This is a genomic window from Sunxiuqinia sp. A32 (assembly GCF_052690465.1).
Map to the genome: position 1 here is coordinate 113746 of NZ_JBQYLI010000017.1, position 12699 is coordinate 126444.

General features: G+C 38.0%; 10 protein-coding genes. 3 read left to right on the forward strand and 7 right to left on the reverse strand.

What is annotated here, in order from left to right:
* Positions 1-180: 180 nt before the first annotated feature.
* Together ACUNWD_RS16460 and rlmH are read right to left on the reverse strand one after the other, a co-directional pair.
* On the reverse strand, positions 181-3870 hold the full coding sequence (locus ACUNWD_RS16460) for an ATP-binding protein (RefSeq protein WP_445588937.1): 3690 nt from the start codon (positions 3868-3870) through the stop codon (positions 181-183).
* Positions 3863-4336, reverse strand: a complete 474-nt coding sequence (gene rlmH / locus ACUNWD_RS16465) for a 23S rRNA (pseudouridine(1915)-N(3))-methyltransferase RlmH (RefSeq protein WP_445588938.1) — start codon at positions 4334-4336, stop codon at positions 3863-3865. Before rlmH ends, ACUNWD_RS16460 begins: the two co-directional genes overlap by 8 nt.
* Before the next feature lie 247 nt (positions 4337-4583).
* Between rlmH and ACUNWD_RS16470 the strand changes: the two genes are divergently transcribed.
* Both ACUNWD_RS16470 and ACUNWD_RS16475 read left to right on the forward strand, forming a co-directional pair.
* Positions 4584-4976, forward strand: a complete 393-nt coding sequence (locus ACUNWD_RS16470) for a DUF4783 domain-containing protein (RefSeq protein WP_445588939.1) — start codon at positions 4584-4586, stop codon at positions 4974-4976.
* A gap of 5 nt (positions 4977-4981) precedes the next feature.
* The gene (locus ACUNWD_RS16475; protein WP_445588940.1) at positions 4982-5908 is read left to right on the forward strand and encodes a YihY/virulence factor BrkB family protein; all 927 of its coding nucleotides are present in this window, start codon (positions 4982-4984) and stop codon (positions 5906-5908) included.
* Between the two features lie 53 nt (positions 5909-5961).
* On the opposite strand, the gene ACUNWD_RS16480 is transcribed toward ACUNWD_RS16475, so the two are convergent.
* The 5 genes from ACUNWD_RS16480 to ACUNWD_RS16500 form a co-directional block, all read right to left on the reverse strand.
* Positions 5962-6834: a rhomboid family intramembrane serine protease gene (locus ACUNWD_RS16480; protein WP_445588941.1), complete on the reverse strand. Its 873-nt coding sequence runs from the start codon at positions 6832-6834 to the stop codon at positions 5962-5964.
* Between the two features lie 2 nt (positions 6835-6836).
* The gene (locus tag ACUNWD_RS16485; RefSeq protein WP_445588942.1) at positions 6837-7577 is read right to left on the reverse strand and encodes a rhomboid family intramembrane serine protease; all 741 of its coding nucleotides are present in this window, start codon (positions 7575-7577) and stop codon (positions 6837-6839) included.
* A gap of 82 nt (positions 7578-7659) precedes the next feature.
* Positions 7660-9492, reverse strand: a complete 1833-nt coding sequence (mutL, locus tag ACUNWD_RS16490) for a DNA mismatch repair endonuclease MutL (RefSeq protein WP_445588943.1) — start codon at positions 9490-9492, stop codon at positions 7660-7662.
* A gap of 9 nt (positions 9493-9501) precedes the next feature.
* Positions 9502-9798, reverse strand: a complete 297-nt coding sequence (locus tag ACUNWD_RS16495; RefSeq protein WP_445588944.1) for a hypothetical protein — start codon at positions 9796-9798, stop codon at positions 9502-9504.
* Positions 9799-9920: 122 nt separating this feature from the next.
* Entirely contained in the window at positions 9921-10721 is an 801-nt protein-coding gene (locus ACUNWD_RS16500; RefSeq protein WP_445588945.1) for an ion transporter, read from the reverse strand.
* Between the two features lie 126 nt (positions 10722-10847).
* Here ACUNWD_RS16500 and ACUNWD_RS16505 point away from each other — a divergent pair, with 126 nt between their 5' ends.
* A complete protein-coding gene (locus ACUNWD_RS16505) occupies positions 10848-12386 on the forward strand; it encodes a YifB family Mg chelatase-like AAA ATPase (RefSeq protein ID WP_445588946.1) in 1539 nt (512 codons plus the stop codon).
* Positions 12387-12699: the final 313 nt, after the last annotated feature.

Genomic DNA, 12699 nt, shown 5'->3' on the forward strand with positions numbered 1-12699 from the left:
TTAACAACTACATCTATTATCAATCTATATTCAAAAATAATAATATTCCACTGCTTAGATCAATCTGTTATGACTATTTCTATTAAAAACAATAGAATGACAGAAAAGTTAGTTGGTGCACAATTCGTGAAATCACCTTGTATCGGAGAACTAAAACACAACGACCTAAAAACTTATGGATTATTCGGCACTCCTATAAAGTGGAATATTGATGTAGAATGTAGTTCCTTTATTAATCACCGTTTCAAACCATATTGTTCCTCCTGAATTTTCAATGATCTTTTTTACAATTGCTAACCCAAGCCCCATTCCACTCGTTTTGGTTGTAAAATTGGGTTGAAACATTTGTTGTCTGATATTCTCAGGAATCCCGGAACCATTATCTGACACTGCAATTACTGCCTGATTTTCTTCTTTACTTAAGCTAACGCAAATTTTACCTTTCCTGTTTGACGGAATGGATTGAATCGCATTTTTCACCAAATTCATAACCGCTCTTGAAATCTGTTCACGATCAGCGAAAATCAATATTTCCTTGTATCCATTCAAATCCAGCGTAAAGTCAACATGCATACTAGACTCAAATAAACCAGTTACTTTTTGCAGCTTATCACAAAGATTAAAAACATCATTATTTGCTTTTGGTATTTTGGCAAAATTTGAAAATTCAGTGGCAATATCAGATAACGTATCAATTTGCTCAATAAGTGTGCGGGTCACGCGATCAAAATAGTCATCATAATGCTCACTTTTTTCTGCCTTCGCTCGCTGCAAATATTGAATATTAAGCTTCATCGGCGTCAATGGATTTTTAATCTCATGAGCCACCTGTTTTGCCATTTCCCTCCAAGCCACTTCACGTTCAGTACGAGCTAAAATCTCAGCACTTTCTGCCAATTCTTCAACTTTCCGATTATACTCTTTAACCAATGATCCAATTTCATCATCTCGCTGATAACTGATCTGCTCATTCTTTTTATCAAGCTGAATACCTCTCAACTTTTCTCTCACCAAGCTTAAAGGTTTGGTAATTTGATTGGCCAGGAGAACAGCGACAATAACGCTGGCAAGAAACAACAGCACATACAAATTAATAAATGCCACAATGAATGTCGATATCTCTTGCTTCAGTTTATCGCCACGTGTAAAATAGGGCAAATTCAGAAAACCAAGATAATCACCATTATTATTGATGATGGGTTCGTAAATCGATAAGAAAGACAAATTTCCAATCTTTTCAGGTTGAAAATAGTTGACCTGGTAATTTTCAATAAGCTCGTAGTATGCATCTGCGTTCATGCGTTGTGAAAGGATCCCCCGGATATAAATCTCCGGGCGGGAAGAAGCGATTAGCTTCCCATCAACACCATAAATATTAATATCGGTACGGAATATATTTGAAAGCTTATTTAACTCCCGCCACAACCAATCTCTCCATTCAGGGGTGATGGTTGATACATCATTTAGCCGATTATCAATCTCTTCGGCTATTGATTTCATTTTTTCATTCAGATCATATTGATGTTTGTTTTCATACTCCTGAATGTTATAATAAATGGTTCCTCCAGCCACAAAAAACAAGGTGCAAAGAACAACGGAAATAATGGCAGCCTGAATCTTAAATTTCAGGTCATATACCATTGCCTGCTTGCGATAAGCTGGATTTCCAAGTATTACGAAAACCAGAATAAACAGAAAATAAAATACAAACAGATATGGGAATGAAATAAGATAATCTAATCCGTCAAATGATTTATTGGTAACAATAATATAATTATTATGCCCCAATGAATAAATAAGGTGATCATAGCCATCCCAATGCTCCAGATTAAACTCAGCGCTATCTTTATCAATCTCATATGAATCAATATAGTAGTTGTACTGATAATCTCCACTCAAATGCACCAAACTTCGATCAAAGTATTTTGCATAGGAAAAATGTCGATATCGGTCGGGCTTAATCATCGATTCATCCAACAACAGCTCTGGGAATCCAGCTCCCTCAGGCAGTAGCTTTGAATTAAACTCTAAAAAAATTGAAATACCAACCGAATCAGAAGTCAACGGATAGAAGAGTTTTCCAAAATAGGAAATTCTCCCATTCATATTATCCAAATAGTAAAAACGAGTGCCCGGTATTCTGGTTCCATAATCATTGATCATTTCATCAAAAAACGGAAAGCAAGGTTCCATTTGGTTATCTGGCTCAATCAGCAAACTATCAGAACCTGAACATGCTGTTACCTGTATATCATATTTTTGAAAATAACCGCTGAAATATTTCCGATTCAAATAATATTCAAGATTTTGATATGGAGGAGTCAGCAAGTTTGGAATAATTGAATCGGTGCTCATCTCCACCTGCATTTCCGTTAAAAATACTTCTGCAGCCGGATCATGCTCCGAATTCAAATTAACAGCCATCAGCTTCTGAATCTCAACCTTTCGAATGTTATTGTGATGCTGAATAATAATGAGGGTGAAGAAAGCGAACAGTGATACAAAGAAAATCAAGTAAGATAGAGAATGCCTTTTTAACTGAGTATTTCGCAACGCAACAATCGAAAAATTTGTTATTAAGAACAGGCATATCATATAAATATAGCTATCCTTGAAAAGAAACGCCAGAATGACAAAAACAACAATCACCTGTGCATGAACCCAAAGAAAGCGCTTGCGTTCAAAATATTTCTCAGCAGAATCAATAACCTTCAGGTTTATTAGAAACGAAGAAAAAAACAGGATCGCCACAATAAAAAAACCGACAACACTATATTGAGTGATGTCATCAATTTGATTCAACTGAAAGGAAATACTGCTGTTTCGGATAAGATTCTGAATCATGCAGTTCACGGACAGATAGAACAAAGCAGAGAATATAAATGCGATAATGATCTCCGATCGTTTTTTTATGAATGCATAATCAAGTTCTTTTATGAAATTAATGCTCCAAAAAAAGATAAGAAAGGCCAAAATAAATAAGTCTCCCAGAGACGGCAGCCAAAATGAGAACGCATAAATACCCGGGCCAAATAAATCAAAATAATAAAGTGATCGGGGAATTTCAAAAAGGATATGAAACCAATAAAACCCGAATAACGATAATCCTAAGATAGTCATTCTGACCACGAAATTTTCGTGTCGGAACTGTTTGGTTAATTGGCGTGCATAGAGAATTAAAAAAAACAATGCAACGCCGAATAAAAAAACAGGAAAGTACAATTGGCTGTAATTACAATGTATCTTCCCGTTAGGTTTTAGTGAAAACAAGTATTCGCCATTTACACCTTTTATAGGAATCGCCATACTGGATCTACCTTCCTGTATAATAAAGCTTTCTGGCAAATTAAATGGCTTTACAAAATCGTTCTGAATATATTGATTTTGAATAGAATAATTATTCTTTAGCAGGATCAAACCCACCAAATCAAGATTATCAACTTTTCTATGTTGAGTGAGGAAAACGCCATTTGGCAAATTCACCAATCGCTTTGTCCGCAAAACATCAAGAAAGTGCTCTTCAAATGAAAAATGATTATTTGACCAATAGTACAAATCCCGGCCTTCCATGACCATAAATCCAAGCCGGTTTTTTTCATACAACTGTGATAATCCCTGAAATTTGGCTTGAAAATTTCCATCAAAATCATCATCATTAATATATTCCTGGATCTCATCCAGCTTTTCGTCCAATATGCGTTGCTGTTCATGCAACTTTTTTTGAAACCGAACTCCAAGCTTCTTCTCGGGCATATGATCCACCAACTGATGTTCCAACGAAAATGCGACGATGAAAAACAATCCGGAAAGAATTACAAACAGATGTTTTCTAACGCTCTCCCTGAAAAGAATGTAGTTTCTTTTATTCATGATGATATGGTTCACCCTTCAATATACTGAGGGCTCTATACAATTGCTCACTAAAAACCAATCTGACCATCTGATGCGAAAATGTCATTTTGGATAAACTTATCTTTGAAGTAGCAGTCTGATAAACCTTTGGAGCAAATCCGTAAGGTCCGCCAACTACAAAAATCAGGTTTTTAACACCCGAAAGCATTTTCTTCTCCAAAAATCGTGCAAATTCTACCGAACGAAACTCTTTCCCCTTTTCATCCAGTAAAATCAATTCATCTCCGGGTTTTACTTGTGCTAAAATAAGTTCTCCCTCTTTTTCTTTCTGCTGCTCTTCAGATAGCTTGCGTGTATTCTTAATATCGGGAATAATCAAATACTCAAAAGGTAAGTAATGCGCAAGGCGTTTTTGATAAATTTCAACTCCATGCTGTAAATATTTTTGATCGGTTTTACCAATAACAATCAATCTAATCTTCATGAATAGTCTTTGTACTTCAAAATGACAATTTTGATAAAATTCGACAAAAATTCTGTCTTTTCCAATCAATAGATTGCCTATTAAATAAGCAATTCAACGATTCTACGTGGAATTGAATCATAATTTCTTTTCGCAAATTACAAGTTTGAAAATTTATTACCTTTACAAAATCAAGCATCCGGCAGATCAAACTTTTTTAATCTGGTATGGTTTATGCAAGATGCAAGTAGTTCGAAAAACAAAGCATATGAAAGTAAGTAACTTCAAATCGATTGGGCTGATAATTATTTCAGTTCTTCTATATTTAAGCTCGTTTTCTCAAATTCCTGACGATGTTGTTCTTAGCCTGCAAACAGGGGACGCTGCAGCCTTGGCAAAGTTTTTCAATAAAAATATTGAGTTAGTGGTTATTGATAAAGATGATGTATACAGCAAAGCACAGGCGCAACAAATTGTTTCTGAATTTTTTCAAAACCATCAGGCTGAGCGTTTTAACATCATTCACGAAGGAGGAAAAGAAGGTGCACGATATGGCATTGGTAATCTCTCAACTAACAAAGGAGTTTTCCGGGTTTCATTTCTATTAAAAAGTGAAGGAGGAAAATCCTATATCCACCAGCTGCGTATTGAAAAACAATAATTGGGATGATATTTATCCGAAGACAGAGAATTAAACGGATATTTCTACGATGGCTGATCCGGGCAAGGAAAGTAAGCTTCCCCGGATTTGATGGAATGCCTCTTTATGATGTGTTGGTTTTTTTTTGGAAAAGTATCATAGAAGGTTCAATTACAACCCGGGCATCGGCAATTGCATTCAGTTTTTTTTTGGCGCTTTTCCCTGCGCTAATCTTTATTTTTACGCTAATTCCATATATTCCAATTGAGAATTTTCAAAGTGAACTATTCCTGTTAATACAAAATGTTTTACCGGAGAATGCTTTTACCACTGTAGAAATAACCATTCGCCAAGTAATTACAGAAGAGCATGGAGGTCTACTCTCTCTTGGTTTCTTTATGGCGCTTATCTTTTCCACTAACGGATTAGCCAGCATGATGAGTGCGTTTGACGCTTCCCTTCATTCTTTTCAACGACGAACATGGATAGGCCAGCGAGTTATTGCTATCATGCTTCTATTTATTTTATCGATTTTGCTAACGATTACAATTGCTCTAATTGCTGGTGGTCAAATTGCTATTAACTATTTGGCAGAAAATGACCTTTTAAGAGATAATTTTACCTACATTTTATTGACGACCGGGAAATGGTTGATTACTGTTGGGTTACTATTTTTCACATACTCCTTTATGTACTATTTTGCTCCAGCAAAAAAAACCCGTTGGCGCTTCATTTCTGCCGGAGGAACATTAGCAACTATTCTTAGCATCTTTACCATTGTGGGGTTTGGTTATTACATCACCAATTTTGGACAATACAATAAACTATACGGATCAATCGGAACACTTTTGGTTGTGTTGTTACTCTTCTATTTGATGTCTTTGATTTTACTAATCGGATTTGAACTGAATGCCAGTATTAATGAGGCACACCACCAAGCTAGCGAAGACTAGAATTAACAATTACAGACGAGCTTTCTACTTTGATCTATCAACTTACTTATTGATTATTTGCCCATTTTAAAAAGCAATTCCTTTTCTTCCTTGGTTAAGGAATCATAACCAGATTTGCTTATTTTCTCCAACACCTGGTTAATCTCTTCTTGTTGAATATTCTTCTTACGATTGTATTCAATATCGTCAGCATTGGTATTTTTATAAGAAACCTGAATCCGTTGTTTAGGTTTAAATAACTTCGCAAGGCTATCAATCAACTTGTTTATACCTTTCGACATATCTTTTCCCTTTCGATATTGCAATGCATACACCAATCCCCAGAAAGCTCCACCCAAGTGAGCCAGATTTCCTCCAGCATTTGATGAGGAGATTCCAATTACATACATAAATAAAGAAATCAGAGCTACATATTTTAATTTGATCGGGCCGATAAAAAGTAAGTTAATGGTGTGGTTTGGCGCCCAAACTGACACGGCAATCACAATGGCAATAATGGATGCAGAAGCACCCATAAGTTGTGAAAACGCAATCACATCGGTAAAAGCCGGGAACAGATTATACGCACCTAAAAAGAACAATCCCCCAAAAATTCCTCCCAGCAGGTACACGCCCAACAACTTTCGTTCATCAAAATAAAACAGGAATATTTTACCCAGCCAATACAACCACAAAAGGTTAAAAAGGATGTGTAAAAACCCGAAATGCAGGAACATGTAGGTAATCAATGTCCACGGTTTGGCAGCCAAAGCGTGGATATCTGCAGGAAGTGCCAACCAGTTGAGTAATGAAAAATCCTGGTTCAGCAAGAAGAAAAAAACATTAGCAATCCGCACAAAAAGGAAAACACCCAAATTCACATAAATCAAGCGTGTGAGGACTGATCCTTTTCTAAAGGATTCTTTTATTTCGTCTAAAATGCTCATTCTTAATAAAAGTTTCTACTGTTTTTGTTCCAATACTTAATAAGCAGAAAACCAAACAACATACCTCCCAGATGGGCAAAGTGAGCAATATTACTTGCAGAATTTGTCAATCCTAAATACAATTCAATCAAACCATATCCGATAACAAAGTATTTTGCCTTAATTGGAATTGGGGGGAATAACAACATTAACTGTGTATTCGGGAATAACATACCAAATCCAAGCAATACCCCAAACACCGCACCAGATGCTCCAACCGTTGGTATATTGAGTAACAAATTCAATTTTCCCATCAGTGGATCAGTGAAATTCTTGCCTTGATTAAAAACCTCAACTCCTTGTTGCATCACCATATCAATTTGTTCCGGTGACATTTTCGCAATCAGCGACTGGTATTCAAGAAAATTAACGAAGGTATGCAGGACTGCAGCTCCAAGCCCCGTTACAAAATAATAGATAAAAAATCGTTTTGACCCCCAAACACTCTCCAATACACGACCAAACATCCAAAGGGCAAACATATTAAACAGCAAGTGAGTAAAACCTCCATGCATGAAAATGTGTGTGACTAACTGGTAGGGTTCAAACTTTGGAGAAGCAATATAATGTAGTCCAAGTATTCGTGCTAAATCAATACCACGCATACTCATCACATACGTTGCCAGAAGCATCAAGGCATTGATGATAATTAAATTCTTTACAACTGGGGGTATGGATCCAAAATTGGGTCTAGTGTTCTGCATATCTGAAAAATTTAGAAGTTGGCTGCAATAGCCAGGCCAAAATTGTTTTCACTACAAAGTAAACAAATCTGTAGACAATTTGTCATCTCAGAAGTTTCTCAAATTGCTCAATTGGCATGATTGTTAACACTTGTTTGCCTGATGGTGAGAAATTTGGCTCGGTACATGCAAACAGTTGATCAATCAATTGGTTAATTTCTTCAGGCTTCAAAGAAGAACCATAGGATATTGCAGAGGCTCTTGCCAGCGAGGCAGCTACCTTTTCTTTGGCTTTTTCCTTTAAGTTAGAAGCGGTACTTTTCATATCCTCCAGCAAACTTTCAATAATTTCGAGCGGGGATGAGCTATCAAGCATTCCGGGCGTTCCGTTAATAATGAAGCTGTTGTTCCCGAAATCTCGAATATCGAAACCTAGAGATTTTAAATCCTCCAACATTGAACGTAATAACTCAGCATCATCAGCTCCTAACTCAAACGTATGTGGAAATAATTGCTGCTGACTGGCAACTTCGCTGCTTGCCAATACAGCCATGAAATTTTCAAACAAAATACGTTCATGTGCCCGTTTCTGATCAATGACCATGAGTCCCGATTTCACAGGACTAAGTATGTATTTGCTTTTAAATTGAATAAATGTCTTTCCTGAAAATTGATCGCTATGCTCAATTTCCAAATTCTCTTCTTGCTTTGGCTGCAAAATCTCCGTTTCTTTTTCAAAATCCTGGTACAACTTTTCCCAATGCTCAACCTGCGATTTTTCCTGAGGTTGATAAGAGGAACCTCCTCCTGAATATTTTTTCTCCGTTTCAAACGGATTATATGTCGGATCAATTTTAATCGATGGTGGCTGAATTTCCGAATGGTCTCTTTTCGGCATTGGAATTTCAATGCTGCCTGCCTGGTCAAAATCAATAGAAGGTACCACATTGAATTTGCCCAAAGCTTCTCTCACCGACGCCTGAATCATCTGCCAAATGGCCGATTCACTTTCAAACTTTACCTCAGTCTTGGTTGGATGAATATTGATATCGATATTTCCGGGATCAACTTCAAAATAAAGAAAATACGATGGAATGGTTTCCGGAGGCAGAATCTTTTCATAAGCCTGCATTACTGCCCGGTGAAAGAATGGGTGTTTCATGTATCGGCCATTCACAAAGAAGAACTGCTCGCCAAAAGTCTTCCGCGCGTGTTTGGGTTGTCCAATGTAACCTTTGATTTTTATCAGACTGGTATCAGTTTCAACTGGAATCAAATTCTGATTAATATTCTTCCCAAACAAAGCCACTACTCGCTTCCGAATGTTATCTTGTCCCAATTCATAAATGGGTTGCTGGTTGTGAATCAACGAAAAACAGATTTCAGGATTTGCCAAGGCTATCCGCTGAATCTCATTAATAATGTGCTTCAATTCGGTCGAGTTTGACTTCAAGAACTTTCGTCTGGCAGGAACATTAAAAAACAGGTTCTTTACCAAAAAATTTGTTCCATTGGCACAAGCCGTTGCCTCCTGCTTTTGAACTTTTGATCCGCTAATATGAATAAAAGTCCCAATCTCCTGATCATGCTGTTTGGTATGCAGCTCCACATCTGCAATGGCAGCAATCGAAGCAAGTGCCTCACCCCGAAACCCCATTGTGCGAATCGCAAACAAATCATTGGCAGACTTGATCTTTGAAGTTGCATGGCGTTCAAAAGCCATACGGGCATCTGTATCAGACATCCCACAACCATTATCGCTAATCTGGATTAGTGTGCGGCCGGCATCTTTTAAATTGATTTTTATTTGTGTAGCTCCCGCATCAATGGCATTTTCAACCAATTCCTTAACAACCGAAGCAGGTCGCTGAATGACCTCACCTGCGGCAATCTGGTTGGCTACAGAATCCGGAAGTAGTTGAATAATATCTGACACGGGAAATGATTAAAATTTCAGAATTAAATATACGGCTAAGCTTAAGATGACAATCAACATGATCAATCGGGTATTGGATTTACGCTGAGCATCAGATGCTGATTTTGACCAACTCCCCATCGATTGGCGAAATTGCCCCCGGATATTCGGGCGAAAGTTAGGATCAAATTCCTTCTTTTCATGAATCCCCATCTCTTTCTTGATGCGCTCTTCACGCTCCTGCATCTCTTCCTTCTCCGGATCGTGGTAACGAAACGGAATATTAAATCGCTTGTGCTTGGGTAAATGAAAAAAGTTCCCGATCATATCTCTGACATATTAATTGACCTCCAAAATTACAAAAACCAAGCCAGATGTTAAAGGGTTCGATCAAGGGATTTTAAAATCGATGTGATAAATTATCCAGAAACAACAAAGTCAGTCGTAAATCAGAGTTTTTGTCCACACCTTTTGCAGAATAGTGCATCATTTTCGTGCTGATCGTTCATGCAATTACTGCAAACCTGTGTGTTGGTTTTTTCAGGCCTTTTCATCATCTCGGCAGTTACAATCCCCGTGGGTACAGCAATAATGGCATAACCTGCAATCATTACAAAACTAGCGAGAAATTGTCCCAATGCGGTTTCCGGAGAAATATCACCATAGCCAACGGTAGTCATGGTAACAATTGCCCAGTAGATACTTGAGGGGATACTTTTAAAACCATGCTCAGGTCCTTCAATTAAATACATTAGTGTCCCAACAATTACCACCATGTTCACAATAAAGAACAGGAAAACGAAAATCTTTTCGCGGCTCGCCCATAAAGCTTTCAGCAAAAATTGACCCGCAACGGTATAACGACTAAGTTTAAAAATTCGAAAAACACGAAGCAATCGGATAGCCCGAATCACCACCAAACTGTGGCTTCCAACAATCACCAAACTAAGGTATGTTGGCAAAACAGCCAGCAGGTCAATAATTCCATAAAAACTAAAAATGTACTTAAAAGGCTTCTTGACTATGGCTACCCGCAATGTATATTCTACAGTGAAAATTCCGGTAATAACCCACTCCATAACACGCAAAATCCAACGATATTCTGAGTTAATCGTTGGAACACTTTCCAACATCACCAATAAAATACTAATCAGAATAACAATCAAAAGGGCTACATCAAATATTTTCCCGGAAGGAGTGTCTGCCTCAAAGATGATTTCGTAGAGATTTTCGCGCAGGGTTTTCTTCATTTTATGAAATTTCAGTTAAAGATAACGAATTTTTAAAAGTGTATTAATTGATCAATTTCACGAATCCTATTTCAATATTGAATCATATTCCATAACTTTATGTTTTATATCTTAAATATTCACCCCATGATGATTAAAACATTTGCTTCTGCTGTTCATGGAATTGATGCCACAACCATCACCATTGAAACTGATGTCTCCCAAGGAATTCGATTCTTTTTGGTTGGGCTTCCCGACAGTGCAGTCAAAGAAAGTCAGCAGCGTATCGAATCAGCCTTACGATTAAACGGTTTTAAATGGCCACGCAAGAAAATCATCATCAACATGGCTCCGGCAGACATTCGCAAAGAAGGTTCATCTTATGATTTACCTCTGGCTATCGCTGTTCTGGCCGCTTCTGAGCAAATAGCTTCTGAAAAGTTAGAACGCTTTCTAATAATGGGGGAACTTTCGCTGGACGGAACACTGCAACCCATTAAAGGAGCGCTTCCAATTGCCATTAAAGCTCGTGAAGAAGGTTTTGAAGGATTTATCCTACCCAAACAGAATGCAAAAGAGGCAGCTGTGGTAGACAAACTGAAAGTATATGGCGTAGACAACCTAAAAGAGGTGGTTGATTTCTTTAATGATGATAAAAAATTAGAGCAAATAATAGTAAACACCCGGGAGGAATTCTATAAAATGCTGAATGATTCGGACATCAATTTCTCGGATGTGAAGGGTCAGGAGAATGTTAAACGGGCTTTGGAAATTGCGGCTGCTGGTGGTCATAATTTGATCATGATAGGCCCTCCCGGTGCTGGAAAGACCATGCTTGCGAAACGAATTCCTTCGATTTTGCCACCATTCACTTTACATGAGGCACTGGAAACCACCAAAATTCATTCTGTTGTTGGGAAGATTGATAAGGACACTTCCTTAATGACCGAACGCCCATTTCGTAGCCCCCATCACACAATTAGTGACGTGGCGCTCGTTGGCGGCGGAACCTATCCACAACCTGGCGAAATTTCGCTGGCTCACAATGGAGTGCTTTTCCTCGATGAGCTTCCTGAATTTAAGCGAACCGTTTTGGAGGTAATGCGACAACCACTGGAAGATAGAAGAATTACCATTTCTCGCGCAAAGTTTTCAGTGGATTACCCGGCAAGCCTGATGCTGGTTGCATCCATGAATCCCTGCCCTTGCGGCTACTACAATCATCCAACTAAAGAATGTGTTTGCGCACCAGGAATGGTTCCCAAATACCTCAACAAAATTTCCGGCCCACTGCTCGACCGTATTGATATTCATTTGGAAGTGGTGCCGGTGCCTTTCAAAAAACTTTCGGAGTTAACTGAAACAGAGAATAGCCAATCTATTCGCGAACGGGTGATCAGGGCCCGGGAAATTCAATCGGAACGATATCGCGAGCTGGATGGTATTTTTTGTAACGCACAAATGTCATCCCGCCAAATTCGCGACTATGTGCAGCTGGATGAAGCCAGCAATTCTCTGCTCAAAACCGCCATGGAAAAACTGGGATTATCAGCCCGTGCTTACGACCGAATACTGCGGGTTTCGCGAACTATTGCCGATTTGGAAAGTGCTGCTGATGTACAAAGCCATCACATTTCAGAAGCCATTCAATATCGTAGTTTGGATCGAGAGAATTGGGGAAGTTAGATCTTGTCCTTTTGGCTTAATCCAAAAAAACGATCCCGAATCTGGGACAAGACTGACTTAGGTTTTTCTATAAAACGACGGATTGTCATTTTCCGATAACCAAACTCGTCCGTCATTTGACGAACTCAGACAAGGTTTTCTTAACTAGTCCCATCCCAAATGACTTCCCTTGTTTTTTGTGAAAAACCTAAATAGGTCGAATTGAAAGAAGAATTAATCTTTCTATTTGGAAAATATTGACTCGTCCTAAAAAAAGTTTACAGGTTATATATTCAAATTTATCTGTTTTTTATAATAATTCTTCCATCTTTTT